Raw genomic sequence first — 18,832 nt, 5'->3', positions numbered from 1 at the left:
TTCAGTAAACTCTACGTAACTTATTGATAGTCAAAGCCTATATGGGCGTTTCACCAACTATTTTTCAGTATTATGCCTTTTTTAATAGCCTTTGGCTGAATCATCTCCTCTTGGATCTGCACCGCCTTCAAGTTTGCCATCAGGTAATACGAGGATAGCATCCACCCGCCCAATCGAACCTCTATTTCTGAATTGATGACCCATGTTTTGCAATGCGGAAATAGTTAAGCTATCCATTGCTGCAGGTTCAGCTTGGATAACATCAGGCAACCACTGATGGTGGAATCTGCCTGCGGCAACTGCTTCTTGCATTCCCATACCATGCTCTATCACATTCAATATAGTTTGATAAACTGACGTGATAATCGTAGAGCCACCAGGTGTACCAACTACCATATATAATTCTCCGTCTTTTTCTACAATTGTGGGCGTCATGGAGCTGAGCATTCTTTTACCGGGAGCGATAGAATTAGCTTCACCGCCAACCAATCCATAAATGTTTGGATAGCCGGGTTTCACACTGAAATCGTCCATTTCGTTGTTGAGAAGAAAGCCCGCGCCGGCGACAATTACCTTGGAGCCATAGCCACCATTAAGAGTGGTTGTTATGGAAATGGCATTGCCAGCTGCATCCACAATCGAGAAATGTGTTGTCTCATCACTTTCATAGGGAGCTGGATTTCCGCTGCCAATAATTTCGCTATCTGAGGCTTTATTTGGATCAAAATCTGAAATCCTTTGCTCAATGTATTTCGGATCCAATAGACCAGCCAATGGTACATCATAAAAATCCGGATCGCCTAGATGATTAGCTCTATCAGCATAAATTCTGCGTTCAGCTTCAGTCATCAGATGAACGGTTTCGGTACTATTCCAACCCCAATCAGCTATAGGATAATTTTCCACCATTTTCATCAAACCTACCAAAGCAACACCGCCACTACTTGGAGGCGCCATAGATATAAGCTTGTAGTTTTTGTAATCTCCCAAAACTGGTTCTCTCCAAATAGATTGATAGTTTTGGAGATCTTCATGAGAGATAATGCCATCACCACGTTGCATTTCGGCAACGATGAGATCAGCTACTTTTCCAGTGTAAAAGCCATCTCTACCATTATCTCGAATTAGCTCCAAAGTGGCAGCCAAATCTTTCCAGTAAATGGTATCGCCTTCTACCCACACGCTATCAATCAAGAAAGCGGGAGGAATGGTATTATGTTCGATGAGGCTTCTTTTCAGATTATTGATTCCTCTTGCTTCATTTGCAGTAAGTGTGAATCCATTTTTAGCCAAGTCGATAGCAGGTTGGATCAATTCTTCCCAAGAAAGTGAGCCATATTTCTGATGTAATGTTTGCATGCCATCAACAGAACCCGGCACACCTGAGGCCAAATGACCTGAAACGCTCAGGTCTTCTATTACCTCGCCATTCGCATCTAAGTACATATCCCTCCCGCCTTTTTCTGGCGCTGTTTCTCTGAAATCGAGTGTTGCATATTCACCTGAATTTGATCTGTAAATAGCAAAACCGCCACCTCCGATATTTCCTGCATTAGGATATACAACCGCCAAAGCAAATTGAACGGCAACAGCAGCATCTACGGCATTTCCACCTTTTTCGAGGATTTGTTTACCTACTTCAGATGCCAAAGGATGAGCAGAAACGACCATTGCGTTTTCTACTATTAAACCTCTTTGAATCTCTCTTTCTTGAGGTAAATTTTCCTTGCAACTTAATGCTGCAAGGAAAATTATAGGGATAAATCTTAATACGAATTTGAATTTCATGGCTAATGCTTATTTCAAACCTTTGAGGTTTTCATCAAATAGCTTCTTAATTCGCTTGTACTCGTCTGTCCAACTGCTTGGCTCAACAAATCCATGATCTTCCAGTGGATAAACTGCCATTTCCCAGTTGTCTTTTTCCAATTCAATCAATCGCTGAGCTAAGCGAACAACATCTTGAAAATGCACATTGGTATCAACCATACCATGAGCAATAAGCAGAGGTCCTTGTAAGCCTTCAGCGAAGTAAATTGGAGAGCTTCTCGCATAGGCTAGGCTATCTTGGGTTGGTGTATTTAGAATATTGGCAGTATAGCCATGATTATAATGCGCCCAATCAGTAACAGAGCGTAATGCAGCACCCGCTGAGAAAACTTCAGGCTCATTAAACATTGCCATTAGTGTGATAAAACCACCATACGAGCCGCCATACAAACCAATTTTGTCAGGGTCGACACCATGCTCAGCTACTAGATATTTTGCTCCATCAGTGTTGTCATTCAAATCCCATCCACCCATGTGACGGTAAATTGCAGTTCGCCAATCGCGACCATAGCCGGCACTTGCACGGTAGTCAATATCTAATACAGTATAACCCTGTTCAGCTAATAAGTTGTGAAACATATATTCTCTGAAATAAGAACTCCAACCTTTATGAGCATTTTGCAAATAACCAGCACCATGTACAAAAATTACAGCCGGGCCACCATTACTTGTGCCAGTTCTTGGCTTATAAAGACGAGCATAAACATCTGCACCATCTCTAGCTTTGAAGGTGACTACTTCAGGATCCATCCAGTCATAAGACATGAATTCCTCTGTAAGTGAATTGGTAATTTGCTTTGGAGTTGCACCCGCTTTGTTTTCCATTAGGTACAATTCCCAAGGCTTATTAGAATAAGAATAACGAATAGCTAAATGCTTCTCATCTGGCGACATACTTACTTCACTTTGACCAGTTAAGGTTGTGATTTTTTCACGATTGCCTCCTTCTATTGGCATGCGGTAAAAATGTCTTTCTCCTGGATGTACTTCATTAGATGTGAAATACCATGATTTTTTATCTTTGGAAATCTCTGGGTCATAAACTTCAAAGTTTCCAGATGTAAGTGCTTTTTTAGCGCCAGTAGTTACGTCAACAGTATACAAATGAGAGTAACCTGACTCTTCTGATTGAAACCAAAAACGTTTGTTGTCAGGCATCCAGCCGATAGAACCACCACCAAATCCACCAGTGCCGGGACCACCGATCCAAGCTTCATCACGCTGACGGTCAAGAAGTTTTAAGCCACCTGTTTCAGGGTCTAATAGCATAATCCAACGATCTTTGTTGTCACTTGATCTGAATTGTACAACTGCATATTTTCCATCTTCAGACCAAAAAGGACCGCTAGGAGCTACTGATCTTTCATATTCTTTATCCGCATTTTCAGGATATTCATTCCAATAATCCGGCTTATCATTTAAGCCCGGGATATCAGAAATCTTCAGTTCATAGCTTTCGTTTTTCTGAGTATCATAAATAAACATCTTACTAGAACCTTGTTCGGCACCCACTTTTGTACGTGCATTTAAGGTTTCTGTAAAACCTGATTCAGTTACATAAGTAGGAACACCCGTACGCTTCGAATCCATTGAGAATTCGAAAATTCCATAGGTTACAAATCTTTCATCTGGACTTATTCCAATATTGTTGAACCCACCTGAGCCTGAATATAGAGCTATAGGTTCAGTACTGTCATCATTGTTTAGGCTTCTTCTTGCTTCTGCTACTAAATCACGTCTTTCTTTTCTTTCCTTTAATACCTCCATCCAAGCTAATTGGTCCTGCTGCAACCATTCTTCTTGTTCGGACAATCTTGGTTCAGGTCTTCCTCTTTGTTCATTTCCTTGGCGGAAGTCTGTCAATTGAGTTAACTCGCCACTAGAAAGATGAAGACGGAACAGATTGCCATTCATTTGATAAAAGACTTTAGTGCCATCAGTACTGAACGATGCATTTGTAACTCTGTCCAGTGTGTTAATTAGGTTTTTGCGTACTCCAGTTTTTACGTCAAGGATGTGCAAATTTCCGCCTTCATTTATAAGCCTTTTACTATCATCTTTATTGCTGACAGTGAATCTTGGTGGAAGTGCATCCCTTTCTGCTTTACTTACTTTTTGAGGAGTAGTGTTGGTAAGAGTAATTTTATAAAGGGAATCTGAAGGGTTATTTTCAGGATTCCAATTGAAATAGACAGTCTTACTATCTTCAGACCAATTGATACCCGTTGGGCTGCTGCCAATCCAACTTGGGTCTCGCATTATTTTTTCGACGCTTAAAGTACCTAATTGCGATTGAGCGTATGTGCTCGGCAAATAGGTCATCCAAAGCATAATTAGAATTAGGGGTAATCTGAATTTTCTCATGTTGTTAATTATTGCAAATGGTTTATCAAACTTTAATCTTCTGGCAAAATAATAATTATTATAATGCAGTATTTTCTTTTGCTGATTTGAACCTTCAATATATCAAATTGAAACTATTGGTATATGAAAAAATACAGAGTTGGTTATTAAGGTAGATAAAAGAGCATTGAGACTATTAAAGGAGTGTTGTTGATCACTTTATTTGCTGTCGCTCTATAATTTTAGTTTGACATAAAAAAACTCGCCTCGAGGTTAGTCGAGGCGAGCTGGGTCAATAATAGAAAAATAGATTTGGGCTATTAAAAAAGTGAACTTGCGTTCAGGAATCGATTAAAAAATTAAAACTTCAAACCCTTATGAAAAAATTGTTGATATCATTCTATCAACAACTCTAAAGTAAATGCGTATTTTGGATAAAAACTGGAGAGATTAAGTTATTTATGGAAATTCTACTTCCATTAGATAGGTGCTTTTGAAGAAGTGAAAATTCAATTTATAGTTGTTTACATCGCAAATTTTGTTGATGATGGATAAACCTAATCCAGTGGATACACTCTTATTTACGCCAGATTTATATCGCTTGAAAAAATTTTCTTCAGAATTAGTAATTTCTTCTCCGCTATTTTTTATCAAAAACAGATTCTCTATTACACGAATTTCAATAAAGCCGTCTTCAATGTTATGGTAAACGGCATTTTTAATCAAATTAGTAATTAATATCTCAAGCATTAGCTTGTTGCCTTTCACTTGGATACTTGGGGTAATATCCTGATGAATTGTTAATCTTTTAGCGTCAATTTTATCTTCAAAGTAACCAAGTGTTTTCCTTGTTAGACTGGATATATTGATTTCGTGCTGTTCGACAAACTGGTTATTTTCAATTCTACTTAAAAGCAGAAGAGTCTTATTCATTTTAGATAGCTTGTTGGCAGCTTCATTTATTTCTAGTAGAATTTTGGCATTGTTTTCCGAGAGTTCCGGATTCTGAAATGCAAGCTCAATTTTATTCTTGATTACGGCTAATGGAGTTTGAATTTCATGAGAAGTATTTTCCACAAAATGTTTTTGGCTTTCAAATGCTTTTTTGCTTTTGATTGTCAGGTTTTCAACAGCCTTATTGAGCTCATTAAATTCCAAAATACCAGTTTGCTCATACTCAATTACGTCATGCTTTTGGAGATCAAAGGTTTTCAGCTTGCTTAAAGTTAATTCAAAAGGTCTCCAAATCTTGGTAAGCATCAATTTATTGAAAAAATATAAGAAGGCTAAAATACCAAAAAAGAATATGACGACACCTATTACCAAGTTCCTCAAAAGAATATTGTCATCTACTTTTTGATCATAAATACTAAGTTGATAATGAATATTGGTATCGGGGTTTCTGTATCTAGTGGTAAGCTTTCGGTATTTGATTGGCGAAGCGCTTATCCCTGTCGAAAATAAAGTGTCCTTGTATTGATCTACCATCGTAGAATATTTTACCACATCGACATGCTGCAGTTCTACATTTCTGTCCATTTGCGAAATCTGCCCAATCTGATCTCGATTTTGCTCCAAAAACTCTATCAAAGTATTTTTTCGAGATTCTAACTGTGCATCTTGATTTGCAGTAATACTACTACTAAGGAAAGCATATAATAATATTGCCCAAACTGCAAGTACGGAGAATAAGATAAGAAGAAAGTTTCGAAGAGTAACTTCTAGTAGTTTCATGGTAGAGGTAAAGCTACTACTATTTGTTTAATTAATCAGTTTCAAATTTATATCCCATTCCATAAACTGATTTAATGTAATCTTGAGAACCATTTTCAATCATTTTCTTTTTCAAATTCTTGATATGACTATATAAAAAGTCATACGAATCAGCTTGATCTATATGGTCGCCATACAAGTGTTCGGCTATTGAGTCTTTTGGAATAACTCTGTTTTTATTTGCAATCAGATATTGTAATAGTTCAAATTCAGTTTTGGTAAGCTTTATGGGCTTTTCATTAATCCGAAGAAGTTTTTCTGAATAATCTAAGATGAGATTATTTAATGTGAACTGATTCGCTCCAGAAAAGGATTTGCGTCTATAAACTGATTTAATTCTAGCATTGAGCTCCGATAGGTGAAAAGGCTTTGTTAGATAATCATCAGCCCCAAGCTCCAAACCTGCTATTTTATCTTCAACAGAATCCTTAGCCGATATGATAATTACACCTTCAAGCTTATTCAATTCTTTGAGCTTTTCCACTATTTTAAGCCCATTTCCACCAGGTAAGTTAATATCTACCAATATACAATCATATTCGTACACAGTCACTTTATCCATACCTTCGGCGTAGGTGGTTGCTTGTTCACATATGTAATCTTCTTTTTCTAAGTACTCTCTTATATTTTTGAGAATGTTTAGCTCGTCCTCTATTATCAAAATTTTCATCTTCTTATTTAATTAAAAGGTCAAACCCATTTACTTATGCTTAATTTTTGAAAATCTGCCTCTGTTTAAAAAAAATCCATTTATTCAATTGGATCCACAATTTCAATTTAAGGTAGTAAAAATCAACTAATTTTTAACTGTATATTGAATGCAAATCCGATTAAAACGCGCTAGTTATGAGTGAAATCTGTCTTTTTTCTGAAAAGGAGCTCAAATCTCAACTTAGAGTCCGACCAAACGAGTTGAAAACTGGTCAAGAGATATTGCTACCTTCTTCTAAAAATACCAAGTTTGATGATAAATTACAACAATTGAGAAAACAAGGTTGCCAAATGGTAATTTTAGGCATTCCAGAATCCATTGGCGTAAAGGCAAACTTGGGAAATTCCGGTGCGGAAAATGGATGGAAGGCCTTTTTAGATTCATTTTTAAATACACAAACTTTTAAAGGGGCATCATCTATAGCCATCTTGGGTAGATGTGATGTAGATGATTTGCAATCTCAGGCGGCTGAACGAAACCCTGCGCATAAGCTTGAATTGAAAAAGCTTAGAAACCTATGTAATAAGCTGGATGCTAGAGTTGAAAAACTATTAAGTAAAATTATTGCTGCCGAGCTAATTCCAATTGTAATAGGCGGGGGGCATAATAATGCCTTTCCAATTATCGCAGCACATTCCAAATTCCTAAATAGTCCAATTGATGTATTGAATATAGATCCACATGCAGATTTTCGGCTATTGGAGGGGCGCCACAGTGGCAATCCATTTAGCTATGCGCATGATGCTGGCTATTTGGATAAATACTTTGTTTATGGATTAGACACAGCCTATAATTCCAGAGAAATGCTCAATAGACTTGAATCTGCAAAAGGAGAATGGATAGAGCGGAAAGAGACGGGCAATATTGAAAATAGCATCTTAAAAGCACTCAAATATTTCAAAAACTCTAAAAACGTAGGTCTTGAATTGGATATGGATGCAATTGCCGGAGTTTCGGTAAGTGCCTTAAATCCTTTAGGATTTGCTCCAATAGAAGTCTGTCAAATAGTTCACACTTTTACCGAAAAACTCAAACCTATCTATTTTCATTTGCCGGAGTCGGCACCCAAGCCAAATGAAAATAGTTGGATAATAAACGGGAAGGTTAGCTCCGCTCTGGTTAGAACGTTTATCGAAGCTTATGGCTTAGGGTAATCTCAATGCCAAAATTGGTAAATGCGTATGATAGCTTAAGGTAACACTCAAACTCTTGCCAAAGAATGATTCCCAAATTGATTTCTTATGAGGAACCACCACCAAAATCGAATTTTTCCTGTTTTTTGTAAATTCTGAAATACCTTCTTCAGGATCACTATTAATAACTAAATGATGCTTTATTCCAGTAAATTCTTCCTTCTTTTTCAAGTAGTCTTTATAGCCTGAAAAACGAACCTCTGTCTCAAAATTCTTAGCTTTTGCAATATGGAGCGTATGCAATTTAGCATCGAAATATTTTCTCCATTGGATTATCTGCCTGATTACAAGCAAATCATTCTCTTGGTAATCTGTGGCATAAATAAAACTATTGATCTTGGTAAACTTAGCTTTATCTGGTATAGCCAATACAGGGCAATCGCAGTGTTTCAGCAACTCCGCTGTATTACTCCCAATTAGCGTCTTTTTGATTCCTGACGCTCCTTGTGTACCCATCACCACAAGGTTTATGGCATGCTCCTTTACAAATTTTTCTACGACACTCACTAGCTCACCCACTTCCACATGAGACACTATATTTATACCTTCAGACTCTTTTTTGATACTAAGAGAATCCATTAATTCTTTCAGCCTTTTTTCTGAATCCTTCTTGTAAGAATTTAGAACCAAATCTAGTCTAGAAGCAAATTCGTATGGAGTTACAAATGTATTGAGGATAAATACTTTTGATTTAGCTTCTTTGGCAAGCTTGAGCGCAAAGTCTAATGCTTTCAAAGAAAGTTCTGAGAAATCAACAGGAACAAGAATATTTTTCATGGTATAATTTTTTAATAAATTGGAAGCTAAAGCAGATGTTCGAAATTTACTTATAAAAAAAGGAGCTACATAATTATCCTCCCGCAAAAGTATATTTCAATTTTGGATTTAAAGATAATAGATGGGCATCTGTGTTCTTTACTTATGTAGAAATTAACAATTTTTTAACATACAGAATTGTAGACACATTTTTTAAAAGGAAATAAAATGGCCAGAATCAAAGTAAATGGAGTAGAGCTTTATTATGAAATTCATGGAGAAGGTAAGGAAACAATCGTGTTTTCACATGGATTGTTATGGAGCGGGAGGATGTTTCAATCGCAAGTAGAATTGCTCAAGTCTACCTACATAGTAGTTGTGTACGATCATCGTGGGCAGGGTAGGAGCGGCGAGTCCCCTGGTACATTCACTATGGAAACCAATTATGAGGATGCATTGGCACTAATCAAAGTGCTGGATTTAGGTCCTTGCCATTTTGCAGGCTTGTCTATGGGTGGCTTTGTAGCCATGCGCTTAGCTGCTAGAAATCCCGAATTGATTAAGTCGCTGATTTTGATGGAAACCTCTGCCGATGAAGAACCAAATACCTTCAAATACTCATTGCTTAATACGATGGTAAAACTGATGGGAGTAAAAGCAGTCAGCAATAAAGTGATGCCGATTATGTTTGGTAGCAAGTTTTTGGAAGATCCTACTAGAGCTAAAGAAAAAGCTTATTGGCAAGAGCAGCTGGAGAGTAACAAAAAGTCTATCACAAAAGCGGTAAATGCCGTAATTTCGCGCAGGTCAATTTATCATGAGCTACCGGTAATTAAATGTCCGGTATTGATTATTGTGGGTGATTTGGATGTGGCTACCGTGCCCGAAAAATCCATAAGGATTCATAATCAGCTCACAAATTCGAGACTAAAAGTAATTGAAGGAGCCGGCCACAGTTCGTGTATTGAAGAGCCTGAAAAAATAAATCAAGCGATTTTGGAGTTTTTAGCAAACTCTTAGCGCTTTTAAAGATTATACTATCATCATTGAGAAGAATGATCACATGAGTAAGCAAAAGAAAATATTTATTGTGATTGCTATCATTTTCTTATTGATCGTCCTACTTGTAGGATACGATATATCAAGAAGAACTTCCTTTCCAGGATCGAAAGGATATTTGAAAGAATCCGTAGCACCAGACAAATCGAATGGCAATTAAAGACAATAAAATCGACGTAGACAAAATTGACTTGGAACGTGAAAGGGACAAGATGGCCGAATTTCCAGGCCTATTGCCTTATGCGCATACTTCCGGTGGAGCACTTATCAAACCTGAAGATAAGGGCAAATTGAAAGGACGAGCTGTGTCCGCGATGTATGAGCAAACCAATGTGCAGCTAAAGCAGATTTACAGTCAGATGGAGCTATTGGTGAAGCAAGCCCAAACTTTGAAGGAAAGGGTTCAAATAAGTGAGCGTATATACAAAGCTCAAATTGGTTTTGAGCCGCTTATAGGCAAGGTATATTTCCTTTATGAATCTAAAAATGGCTATGATGTTTTGTCCTTGGTAGGGCCTGAAGAATGGGGTCGCTCTACGCCATTTGCTCGCTTCCTTGCCGAAGTCAAAATGCTCAGCGACCACACTTGGGAAGTGATTTTTATGGTCGATGAGGAAGAGAATTAAAGCCTAATTCTCTTCTTCAATTTCATAAGTATCGGTTATAAATTTTTTACCTCCCGCTAAATAATCCATTCATTTCATAATCGATTCGCTCTACGATCGAAGCAAAATCTTCCACTCTATTGGCGAAGTCAAGATCATTGGTATTGATGATTAGCAATCGGCCTTCACTGTAATTTTTTATCCAATCTTCGTAGTGATTGTTAAGGTGGGTTAAGTATTCTATGGAAATAGATTGCTCATAATCCCTCCCGCGTTTTTGAATTTGCCCAACAAGCTTTGGAATGTCGGCTCTGAGGTAAATCAACAAATCAGGACTTTCTGCATATTTTATCATCGATTGAAACAGATCCAAGTAATTATGATAATCCCTATCGCTGATTAATTTACTCTGGTGCAGATTTCTAGCGAAAATATACGCATCTTCATATATCGTCCGATCTTGGATGATGGGCGTATCACTTTTTCTGATTTTCTGAATTTGGGCAAATCTACTATTGAGAAAAAACACTTGCAGGTGAAAGGACCATCTTTTCATGTCCTCATAAAAATCCTTCAGGTACGGATTATTATCTACCGACTCTAGCTCGGCTTTCCAGTTGTAATGAGATGCAAGTTTGAGTGCGAGGGTTGTTTTGCCACAACCAATATTTCCAGCAAGAGCGATGTGCTTCATAGTATCTATAAATAGGCGTTAAAGCTATAAAATGTTTTGCAGCGAGGGAATAAAAAAAAGGGCGGAATGAATTTCCGTCCCTCTTTTCCTTACAAAAACCCTGTATGAAGATTTACCCTGCGCAAATGTAGAAAGAGGCTTTTACTTGCAGGTATCGCAAAAGTTACCTTTATATTATCAAATTTATTCAAGCCATTATTCCTATAAAACTGAATAAGAAAGTGGGAGGCTGTGTGAAATTATTTTAGCAAATTGCGATCCTTATGCCTTTAATCGAACATTCCGCGTACAAAAGCCCCTATCTATGGCCCAATGGCCACATCGAAACTTTAATCCCCGGTATCTTCCGAAAAACCAAAGGAGTGATGTACGAGCGAGAAAGGATTTTCACGCCGGATCAAGATTTTTTGGATTTAGATTGGAGTAAAGTTGGTGCACGAAAACTGATTATTGTTTCTCATGGTCTCGAAGGAAATAGTGAAAGAGCCTATGTACAGGCATTTGTAAAATTCTTTAATGCAGAAGGCTGGGATGCTTTGGCCTGGAATTGCCGCAGCTGTAGTGGCGAAATGAATCTTACCTCCAAGCTTTATCACCATGGCGCATCTTACGATTTGGACGAAGTAATTAAACATGCCATTGCCACCAATGCGTATGATGAAATTCTGCTGGTAGGAGTAAGCATGGGTGGCAGTCTGAGTTTACGCTGGCTGGGCGAGCAGGGCGAAAATGCACACCCAAGTGTAATTGGCGCCACCGTATTTTCTGTGCCATGCAGCTTACCCGATAGTGTACGAGCTATCGAAATGAGGAGCAACCGAATATATGAATCTCGCTTTATCAAAAAACTAAAAAAGAAAGTGTTGCAAAAGGCCATCAAGTATCCGGAATTAGTGGATGTACCCTTGGCGATAAAGGCGAAGAATTTTAGGCAATTAGATAAATCCTACAGCATCAATGTGTATGGATTTGATAATGTGGATGATTTCTATGAAGACATTAGCGCTTATTCATTTATCGCCAAAATAAGACGGCCTACTTTGATTGTCAATGCAGTGAACGATCCCATGCTTATCGGTGATTGCTTTCCTATAGATATTGCCAAAGCCTCAGCCCACGTGTATTTGGAAATGCCACAGGAAGGCGGCCATGTAGGATTCAAACAAAAGAATAGCCCATATTCTTGGGCTGAAGTAAGGGCTTGGGAGTTTTATCAGGAGGTTTTGGGGGAGGGGTGAGTTTTTCACTGTGATTGCTGGAAAGTATTAGCCTATATATTTGTAATTGCTTCAAAGAAGGTGAATTGACAAAGGAGGCAACTATCAAGGAATACTTGACAGTTTGATAGTTATCCTTCATTACATCAGCTAGTAGTATATGTTGTGATTTGAATAAAAAGGAAATTATTTGAGAGTTTTCTTTGCCAACAACAAAGCACTTTGAAAGCCACCACAAAGTCATATCTGAAACCATTATCAATTTTTAACACCTCTAACCCAACATGCAAAAGCCATTGAATAAAGATTTAGCTAATCGATTAAGGGAAGTTTTATTGAATGGAAAATGGATTGCTAATACAAATCTGCAGGAACAACTCACAAGTATTGATTGGAAGCAAGCAACTTATCGAATTGGGCATTTGAATACCATTGCACAATTGACCTTTCATATTAGCTATTATTTAAGAGGATTAGTCAATGTATTTGAAGGTGGAGAGCTTCAGATTAAAGACCAATACAGTTTTGATATGCCTGAAATTACCTCAGCAGCTGATTGGAATCACTTGGTGCAGGAGTTTCTAAGCACTGCTAAGAAATTTATCAGTGAAGTTGAAAAAATGGATGATGACTTACTAAGACAAACTTTTATGAAAGAAGAGTATGGAAGTTATTCACGAAATATCGAAGCCCAAATTGAGCATTGCTATTATCATTTAGGGCAAATTTCATTGATTAAAAAGATGCTAGTAAATGGGCAATCTTAATGATTTCGCACCTTTGGTGCTTAGGTTTTAGGGCTTCACTTTTTCATAGCCCTGTTGGGCTATGTTAATGCTTGCCGCACCGTTGGTGCTAAATCCTGTTGCCCTGAGAAATGCCTATCAAAATGAGTAACTATAAGCGCCACCGATCCTGAATCATTAGTCTTGAGTATCGCTCAAGGAAACGGGAATAATATAACTAAGCACCATTGGTTCTAAATCCTATTATTCTTAGCAAAACCTTATCTTATCAAAAATGAATAAACCACAAGCGCCAACGGCGCAGAATCATTAGCCTTGAGCATCGCTCAAGGAAACGGGAATAATATAATTAAGCACCAACGGTGCGAAATAAAATATTCTATAGTTGATTTAGAATTTAAAGAAAAGCCAAAACCCTATTCCAATACATAAAGAAAGACTGAAATCAGCCCGAGTTTTTTCTGTTAGAACCATTTTATGTAGTTTCTTGAGAATGATCTACTTGTAGGATATTTTCTTAGAAAATCCTATGTTTAAAAGCAAAACAAAGAAAAAATTAAATATGTACTCAATTACATAGTATGAACGTAATGCGGGCTAAAGTGCTAAATTTAAGCGAATTGAATATTAGTAAACATAAGCTGAAAGCGAAGTGATACTAACCTCTTTGTGCGTGTTTCTTTACTGTTCGAACTATATTAAACAACTGCTAAGTATGACGGAAAATCACAACTCAAAAGATTAATTTAAACAAATATTGAAATTATGAAAAAGTTACAATTCAAAGTAAGCATCAATGCCCCTGTGACCAAGATTTATGATTTTATGCTTGGCATCAACAGTAAATCAACTTATGAGCAATGGACTTCATTGTTTAACCCGACATCGACTTATGAAGGAAGTTGGAATAAGGGAAATAAAATTCTATTTATTGGAGTAGATGAGAAAGGTGAAAAGGGAGGTATGGTTTCCAAGATAGCTGAAAACATTCCCAACCGATTTGTTTCGATTCAACATTATGGTCTTCTTAAAGCTGACAAGGAAATTACTGAAGGGCCAGAAGTGGAAAAATGGGCAAACGGATTTGAAAACTATACCTTCGAAGAAAACAATGGAACTACAATCGTTACTGTTGACTTAGACACCACTGAAGATTTTTTGGATTACATGAACCAGATCTACCCAAAAGCTCTCGATAAGTTGAAAGAACTTTGCGAAAAATAACAATTTCAAGAATGTGTTAAAAATATAGAGAAATAAACACAGTCTATAGGATCTATATGAAATTGGCTTTTTGAGTGATTGAATAAAGTTTACTGCTTCTATCAAAGTTTCTGTTTGGTTTACAGTGAAGTGTTTCGAAATCCCCACCTTCGGGTAGCTGTAAACTGCGGAGAAATTTATCGATCAAGTTGAAAAAATGGATGATGACTTACTAAAACAAACTTTTGTGAAAGAAGAGTATGGTAGCTATTTACGAAATATCGAAGCTCAAATTGAGCATAGTTATTATCATTTAGGGCAAATTTCATTGATTAAAAAAATGCTAGTAAATGGGCAATCTTAATGATTTTGCACCCTTGGTGCTTGGGTTTTGGGTTTCACTTTTTCATAGCCCTGTTGGGCTATGTTAATGATTGTCGCACCTTTGGTGCTAAATCCTATTGCTCTTAGCAATACCTTATCAAAATAGGTAACCACAAGCGCCAACGGCGCCTAATCATTAGCCTTGAGCATCCGCTCAAGGAAACGGGAATAATATAATTAAGCACCAACGGTGCAAAATAAAATATTCTATAGTTGATTTAGAGTTTAAAGAAAAAACCAAAGTCCTATTCCAATATATAAAGAAAGACTGAAATCAGCCCGAGTTTTTCTATTAGAACCATTTTAATTAGTTTATTTAGAATAGCCAAGATGTAGGATATTTTCTTAGAAAATCCTATGTTTAGAAGCAAAAAAAAGAAAAAAAAGGTAACAATACACTCTTCAGCAAATGGGATATAGACGAAACTGTTTCGCATATAAACACTTTGTGAGCAATAATTTCAAAAGCCCTGCAAAATGATAGAATTTATTAAAGCATTATTTAGGAAAACTTCAAATGAGAAAATGATTTCAGTTGCAGAAAAGACTCAAAAGAATAAATCAAGACGTGAAATTCTTACTGAAAAGTTTTTTAGAAATTTAGACTTAATTGAAGATTTTAAATTGACTTATGAAGGTTATTGTGACATAAGCGAAACATGGAATTCTCCAGCATTTGCTGATTCAAATGTGACAAACAGACAGTATTATGAAATGTTTAAACAAGTTTCTGATGAAGAATATTCAGATGCTCAATCTAATGCAATAAGAACAGTAGAAATTCACGAAAATGCAGTTGAGGATTATATTAAAGGTTTAGATGTTCAATATGATAATTTAAAATTACTTTGTGACGAAATAAAGCAAAAGAAGAAGCGCTTTTAGATAATTTAAAAAACCTTTAAAAGGTAAATATAATTACTGCTCTCAACAATCTAGGATTCATGTGGTCGGTACAATCCAACAGAACGCTTGAGCAAATCGGAGCCTGGTGTAAGCTTCGGTAGTAAGTGTATTTGGAAATGTCTCAGCAGGATTGGTATGTTGGATTCCAAGCAAAAAATAGCCCTTAATCCTCCATTAGAGAAATAAGGGCTGTGAAATTTTACAATGAGATTTTGAGATTAATTAACCTTCTTTTGGAACAAACTTCAAAGCAGCTGAATTAAGGCAATACCTCAATCCGGTAGGTTTTGGGCCATCTTCGAATACGTGACCAAGATGCCCTTCACATTTCTTACAAACAACTTCGGTTCTTACCATTCCAAGTGATTGATCGAGGTGATCTTCTAGTTTGCTTCGGTCAATGGGTTGGTAAAAACTTGGCCATCCGGTACCGGATTCAAACTTTGTTTCCGAGCTAAAAAGTGGTTCTCCACATCCTCCACAAAGATAAGTGCCTTCTTCTTTGTTGTCCCAAAGTGGACCGGTAAAAGCTCTTTCAGTGCCTTTTTCACGCAACACATGAAAGGCTATGGGATCCAATTCTTTTTTCCATTCTGCCTCTGTTTTTAATACTTTATCTTTCATATCTGTTGATTTAGCGGTTGTTGATTTTTCTTGCTTGCTCTGTCCACACGCATTCAAGCTTAAGGTAAGGGCAGATAGCAAGAGAATACTTAAAATTGATTTCATAATTGTGTTAAGGGTATAAGTGTTGTTACCAATACATTTACGTTGCAGAAAGCCAATTAGGTTTGGCTACACAATTAATAAACAATTAAGTGGGAAATTGTTTTTGTATGGGGGTAATAGATTTCGTTAGAGATCTTTTTACCTCCCGCCATATTCCAACTTGAGCTTTTCTAGGTTTTCCTGCTTTTTCCATTCACGATTCTCAATACAAAATTTAGTATGGTATTTATGAGATTCTAGAAAGGATATTTGAATCTTACCCCATTCTTCCTCGCTAAGCGATGGATTGAAACACTTCAATTCACTGTATAGTTTTTTGCCTCCGTGTTCAAATAAGTCAGTGCCTAGATATTCTAAATCTGCATCTGCAATAATTTGATCAAGATGGTTTTTAGGATTTTGTGGGATTTTGGTTGCAGAAATCATCCCACAGACAAGCTCTATACTTTCCTTAGAATAATTGAAGTCCTTTAGCTCTTGAATGGCGGTTTGGCAACCTAGCTCTTCATGATTTATTCTACCAATTAGGTAGCCAATATCATGATATAAGGCTGCGGTTTTTACCAATACCATTTGCTCAGGGCTGATATTTTCGGCTTCGGCGATTAGTATTGCTTTTTCTAATACATAGCGAGTATGTTCAGCATCATGATAAGTGTAGCATACCGGAAGCTTTTTATCGAGCCTCTCCATTACATCTTTATATATCTTGTCAAAATGCACCATTTTACAATTCTCCATCTTTTTTCTTTACTAAACCACCTTTTACTTCTTTGATGCTTTGCACATAGAAAAATGCTTTCGGATCAATTTCGTTTACAGATTCTTTTATACGGTGAATTTCGAGCCGAGTCACCACAGTCATAATAATATCTACATCGGCTTTGATATGATATTTCCCGGGTAAATATCCTCTTTCACCTTTATATACAGAAATAGCCTTTCCAAATTCATTTACGATCAACGACTTAACTTCCTGATCTTTCGCTGAAATAATAGTGAGTGCTGTATATTCCTCAAAGCCATCGACTACATAGTCTGAGGTTTTCATCGCAGTAAAATATACAAGGATAGAATACATGGCTGTTTCCAAACCAAATTTGAAGGCGGCTCCCATAATGATAAGAGAGTTCAGAAACATAATTATTTCTCCTGACGAAAAGGCTGATTTCTTTTGTGTGTAATAAGCAATTACTTCGAGTCCATCGATTACTCCACCTCCACGAATGACAAAGCCAATGCCTAAACCAATGAAAAAGCCACCAAATACAGCAATGAGTACATTGTCGCTGGTAAATGGTGGAATTTGAATAAAGTACATGCCGGCTGCCAACAATAATATGGCTATTAAGGCTTGAATACCGAAGGCTCTTCCGATTTTTTTGTACCCGATAAACACAAAGGGGAGATTAATTACTATCAATAATATGCTTATGTGTATATCTGCAAAGCCTGTGACTAGAATGGAAATTCCAGTCACGCCGCCATCAAGAAAATTATTAGGAATCATAAAACCTTGCAGACCAATAATTGCCAGAAACACACCAAGTAGCGTATACATAATGGATCTCAGTGCAAAAATTGATTTCCATTTGACACTTTTTTCAATCTTCATTCAATATCCAGTTATAACTAATTAATTGACAACCTCATAGATTACAAGAGGTGCTTTTTTATTTTTGACAGCGATTTCACCAATCCTAGTACAGGAAAATGAATCTTTTACGATTTCATAGTTTTCTGCTGTAATAAGTATTTGACCAACACTTGCGGCCGCTTGTAATCGGGCAGCAACATTCACCACATCTCCAATCACCGTGTAATCCAATCGTTTCAATGTGGAAGAGCCAATATTTCCGGATACCATTTCACCACTATTGATTCCTATCGAAACTTTGGGTTTATAGTCAAGTCCTTCACCAGACTCACTGGAAATTAAATCGACAGCATTCCTTATTTTCACACAGGCTTCAATTGCTCTATCAAGATGAAAATCTCCTTTAAATACGGCCATAATTGCATCACCCAAAAACTTATCAACTATGCCATTTTGCTCAATTATCTCCTTCACCATTACATCGAAATAATCATTGAGCAATTCAACGACTTTGTCCGGAGATTGCGTTTCGCTGATAGAAGTAAATCCGCAAATATCTATAAATGCAACAGTTCCATTAACAATTTCATTTTCGAATAGGGAGTTGGTAAATTCTCTTCCTCCCATGAAATTCAATACTGTTTCATCTACATACATCTTAAGGATGTCATTTTCTTTGATGGCCTTCATGGTTCCTTTCAAATGATCAATATGCACCATTGTTCTTTCAATGGTTATTTCCAAATCTTTGAAATCTACGGGTTTTGTAATAAAGTCGAATGCACCACGGTTCATCGCAACCCGGATATTTTCCATGTCTCCATAGGCAGAGATAATGACAGATTTTAAAAGGGAGCTTTTTTCGTTTACATGCGATAGTAAAGTGAGCCCATCCATTTCAGGCATATTTATATCGCTTAGTATTAAGTCTATATCCGGATTTTCAGCTAATTTTTCTAAAGCCTCTCTTCCATTTGCAGCGAAAACAAAGTCGTATAAATTTTCTCTTATTTTTTTCCGAAACCGCTGTTTAATTAAAATTTCTAAATCTGGCTCATCATCCACCACCATTATCTTTGCCATAG

At 36.9% G+C, this 18,832-nt stretch carries 19 protein-coding genes; 9 read left to right on the top strand and 10 right to left on the bottom strand.

From position 1 onward, the window contains the following. Positions 1-81: 81 nt before the first annotated feature. From ggt to ACOXY8_RS13970, 4 genes are all read right to left on the bottom strand, one after another. Positions 82-1,788: a gamma-glutamyltransferase gene (ggt, locus tag ACOXY8_RS13985; protein ID WP_458332228.1), complete on the bottom strand. Its 1,707-nt coding sequence runs from the start codon at positions 1,786-1,788 to the stop codon at positions 82-84. Positions 1,789-1,797: 9 nt separating this feature from the next. Continuing rightward, the gene (locus ACOXY8_RS13980) at positions 1,798-4,194 is read right to left on the bottom strand and encodes a prolyl oligopeptidase family serine peptidase (protein ID WP_458332227.1); all 2,397 of its coding nucleotides are present in this window, start codon (positions 4,192-4,194) and stop codon (positions 1,798-1,800) included. 438 nt (positions 4,195-4,632) lie between these two features. After that, positions 4,633-5,907 (bottom strand): sensor histidine kinase, encoded by a 1,275-nt coding sequence (locus ACOXY8_RS13975; RefSeq protein ID WP_458332226.1) that lies wholly within the window; start codon positions 5,905-5,907, stop codon positions 4,633-4,635. A 31-nt stretch (positions 5,908-5,938) separates the two neighbouring features. Beyond that, positions 5,939-6,616 carry a response regulator transcription factor gene (locus tag ACOXY8_RS13970; RefSeq protein ID WP_458332225.1) on the bottom strand — a complete coding sequence of 226 codons (678 nt, stop codon included), beginning with the start codon at positions 6,614-6,616 and terminating at the stop codon, positions 5,939-5,941. A 176-nt stretch (positions 6,617-6,792) separates the two neighbouring features. Between ACOXY8_RS13970 and ACOXY8_RS13965 the strand changes: the two genes are divergently transcribed. After that, the gene (locus ACOXY8_RS13965) at positions 6,793-7,812 is read left to right on the top strand and encodes a formimidoylglutamase (RefSeq protein ID WP_458332224.1); all 1,020 of its coding nucleotides are present in this window, start codon (positions 6,793-6,795) and stop codon (positions 7,810-7,812) included. Here the strand turns inward: ACOXY8_RS13965 and ACOXY8_RS13960 are convergent. Beyond that, the gene (locus ACOXY8_RS13960; protein ID WP_458332223.1) at positions 7,804-8,628 is read right to left on the bottom strand and encodes a universal stress protein; all 825 of its coding nucleotides are present in this window, start codon (positions 8,626-8,628) and stop codon (positions 7,804-7,806) included. The genes ACOXY8_RS13965 and ACOXY8_RS13960 overlap by 9 nt on opposite strands. 207 nt (positions 8,629-8,835) lie before the next feature. Between ACOXY8_RS13960 and ACOXY8_RS13955 the strand changes: the two genes are divergently transcribed. From ACOXY8_RS13955 to ACOXY8_RS13945, 3 genes are read left to right on the top strand one after another with little or no spacing between them, the layout of a single operon-like run. After that, on the top strand, positions 8,836-9,627 hold the full coding sequence (locus ACOXY8_RS13955; RefSeq protein ID WP_458332222.1) for an alpha/beta fold hydrolase: 792 nt from the start codon (positions 8,836-8,838) through the stop codon (positions 9,625-9,627). Positions 9,628-9,670: 43 nt separating this feature from the next. Beyond that, positions 9,671-9,826, top strand: coding sequence for a hypothetical protein (locus ACOXY8_RS13950; RefSeq protein WP_458332221.1), 156 nt, complete (start codon positions 9,671-9,673; stop codon positions 9,824-9,826). Continuing rightward, a complete protein-coding gene (locus ACOXY8_RS13945; protein ID WP_458332220.1) occupies positions 9,816-10,292 on the top strand; it encodes a DUF2452 domain-containing protein in 477 nt (158 codons plus the stop codon). The genes ACOXY8_RS13950 and ACOXY8_RS13945 overlap by 11 nt, the downstream gene beginning before the upstream one ends. 46 nt (positions 10,293-10,338) lie before the next feature. Here the strand turns inward: ACOXY8_RS13945 and ACOXY8_RS13940 are convergent, their stop codons facing one another. After that, a complete protein-coding gene (locus ACOXY8_RS13940; protein ID WP_458332219.1) occupies positions 10,339-10,965 on the bottom strand; it encodes a deoxynucleoside kinase in 627 nt (208 codons plus the stop codon). A gap of 263 nt (positions 10,966-11,228) precedes the next feature. Here ACOXY8_RS13940 and ACOXY8_RS13935 point away from each other — a divergent pair, with 263 nt between their 5' ends. The 5 genes from ACOXY8_RS13935 to ACOXY8_RS13915 all read left to right on the top strand — a co-directional run bounded on the left by ACOXY8_RS13935 (position 11,229) and on the right by ACOXY8_RS13915 (position 15,400). After that, positions 11,229-12,203 (top strand): YheT family hydrolase, encoded by a 975-nt coding sequence (locus ACOXY8_RS13935; protein ID WP_458332218.1) that lies wholly within the window; start codon positions 11,229-11,231, stop codon positions 12,201-12,203. A gap of 263 nt (positions 12,204-12,466) precedes the next feature. Further along, on the top strand, positions 12,467-12,949 hold the full coding sequence (locus ACOXY8_RS13930; RefSeq protein WP_458332217.1) for a DinB family protein: 483 nt from the start codon (positions 12,467-12,469) through the stop codon (positions 12,947-12,949). Positions 12,950-13,693: 744 nt separating this feature from the next. Further along, positions 13,694-14,152: an SRPBCC domain-containing protein gene (locus ACOXY8_RS13925; RefSeq protein ID WP_458332216.1), complete on the top strand. Its 459-nt coding sequence runs from the start codon at positions 13,694-13,696 to the stop codon at positions 14,150-14,152. A 178-nt stretch (positions 14,153-14,330) separates the two neighbouring features. Beyond that, on the top strand, positions 14,331-14,495 hold the full coding sequence (locus tag ACOXY8_RS13920) for a DUF1572 family protein (RefSeq protein WP_458332230.1): 165 nt from the start codon (positions 14,331-14,333) through the stop codon (positions 14,493-14,495). Positions 14,496-14,992: 497 nt separating this feature from the next. Then, a complete protein-coding gene (locus tag ACOXY8_RS13915; RefSeq protein WP_458332215.1) occupies positions 14,993-15,400 on the top strand; it encodes a hypothetical protein in 408 nt (135 codons plus the stop codon). Positions 15,401-15,643: 243 nt separating this feature from the next. Here ACOXY8_RS13915 and msrB read toward each other — a convergent pair whose 3' ends face one another. The 4 genes from msrB to ACOXY8_RS13895 all read right to left on the bottom strand — a co-directional run bounded on the left by msrB (position 15,644) and on the right by ACOXY8_RS13895 (position 18,830). After that, on the bottom strand, positions 15,644-16,150 hold the full coding sequence (msrB, locus tag ACOXY8_RS13910) for a peptide-methionine (R)-S-oxide reductase MsrB (RefSeq protein WP_458332214.1): 507 nt from the start codon (positions 16,148-16,150) through the stop codon (positions 15,644-15,646). Between the two features lie 138 nt (positions 16,151-16,288). Continuing rightward, positions 16,289-16,891, bottom strand: a complete 603-nt coding sequence (locus ACOXY8_RS13905) for an HD domain-containing protein (RefSeq protein ID WP_458332213.1) — start codon at positions 16,889-16,891, stop codon at positions 16,289-16,291. Further along, entirely contained in the window at positions 16,878-17,765 is an 888-nt protein-coding gene (locus tag ACOXY8_RS13900; RefSeq protein WP_458332212.1) for a YitT family protein, read from the bottom strand. The genes ACOXY8_RS13905 and ACOXY8_RS13900 overlap by 14 nt, the downstream gene beginning before the upstream one ends. A gap of 21 nt (positions 17,766-17,786) precedes the next feature. After that, entirely contained in the window at positions 17,787-18,830 is a 1,044-nt protein-coding gene (locus ACOXY8_RS13895) for an adenylate/guanylate cyclase domain-containing protein (RefSeq protein WP_458332211.1), read from the bottom strand. Positions 18,831-18,832 lie beyond the last annotated feature (2 nt).

The sequence above is a fragment of the Peijinzhouia sedimentorum genome, from assembly GCF_049340005.1.
In the GTDB taxonomy this organism is placed as follows: domain Bacteria; phylum Bacteroidota; class Bacteroidia; order Cytophagales; family Cyclobacteriaceae; genus CAXBDP01.
Note: the sequence above shows the minus strand (reverse complement) of the source record. Positions and strands in the feature narration are given on the sequence as shown.

What these genes read in the sequence shown, in the direction of transcription:
- ggt (WP_458332228.1), bottom strand. Translation starts at nt 1,788, where the DNA reads ATGAAATTCAAATTCGTATTAAGATTTATCCCTATAATTTTCCTTGCA.
- ACOXY8_RS13980 (WP_458332227.1), bottom strand. Translation starts at nt 4,194, where the DNA reads ATGAGAAAATTCAGATTACCCCTAATTCTAATTATGCTTTGGATGACC.
- ACOXY8_RS13975 (WP_458332226.1), bottom strand. Translation starts at nt 5,907, where the DNA reads ATGAAACTACTAGAAGTTACTCTTCGAAACTTTCTTCTTATCTTATTC.
- ACOXY8_RS13970 (WP_458332225.1), bottom strand. Translation starts at nt 6,616, where the DNA reads ATGAAAATTTTGATAATAGAGGACGAGCTAAACATTCTCAAAAATATA.
- ACOXY8_RS13965 (WP_458332224.1), top strand. Translation starts at nt 6,793, where the DNA reads ATGAGTGAAATCTGTCTTTTTTCTGAAAAGGAGCTCAAATCTCAACTT.
- ACOXY8_RS13960 (WP_458332223.1), bottom strand. Translation starts at nt 8,628, where the DNA reads ATGAAAAATATTCTTGTTCCTGTTGATTTCTCAGAACTTTCTTTGAAA.
- ACOXY8_RS13955 (WP_458332222.1), top strand. Translation starts at nt 8,836, where the DNA reads ATGGCCAGAATCAAAGTAAATGGAGTAGAGCTTTATTATGAAATTCAT.
- ACOXY8_RS13950 (WP_458332221.1), top strand. Translation starts at nt 9,671, where the DNA reads ATGAGTAAGCAAAAGAAAATATTTATTGTGATTGCTATCATTTTCTTA.
- ACOXY8_RS13945 (WP_458332220.1), top strand. Translation starts at nt 9,816, where the DNA reads ATGGCAATTAAAGACAATAAAATCGACGTAGACAAAATTGACTTGGAA.
- ACOXY8_RS13940 (WP_458332219.1), bottom strand. Translation starts at nt 10,965, where the DNA reads ATGAAGCACATCGCTCTTGCTGGAAATATTGGTTGTGGCAAAACAACC.
- ACOXY8_RS13935 (WP_458332218.1), top strand. Translation starts at nt 11,229, where the DNA reads ATGCCTTTAATCGAACATTCCGCGTACAAAAGCCCCTATCTATGGCCC.
- ACOXY8_RS13930 (WP_458332217.1), top strand. Translation starts at nt 12,467, where the DNA reads ATGCAAAAGCCATTGAATAAAGATTTAGCTAATCGATTAAGGGAAGTT.
- ACOXY8_RS13925 (WP_458332216.1), top strand. Translation starts at nt 13,694, where the DNA reads ATGAAAAAGTTACAATTCAAAGTAAGCATCAATGCCCCTGTGACCAAG.
- ACOXY8_RS13915 (WP_458332215.1), top strand. Translation starts at nt 14,993, where the DNA reads ATGATAGAATTTATTAAAGCATTATTTAGGAAAACTTCAAATGAGAAA.
- msrB (WP_458332214.1), bottom strand. Translation starts at nt 16,150, where the DNA reads ATGAAATCAATTTTAAGTATTCTCTTGCTATCTGCCCTTACCTTAAGC.
- ACOXY8_RS13905 (WP_458332213.1), bottom strand. Translation starts at nt 16,891, where the DNA reads ATGGAGAATTGTAAAATGGTGCATTTTGACAAGATATATAAAGATGTA.
- ACOXY8_RS13900 (WP_458332212.1), bottom strand. Translation starts at nt 17,765, where the DNA reads ATGAAGATTGAAAAAAGTGTCAAATGGAAATCAATTTTTGCACTGAGA.
- ACOXY8_RS13895 (WP_458332211.1), bottom strand. Translation starts at nt 18,830, where the DNA reads ATGGCAAAGATAATGGTGGTGGATGATGAGCCAGATTTAGAAATTTTA.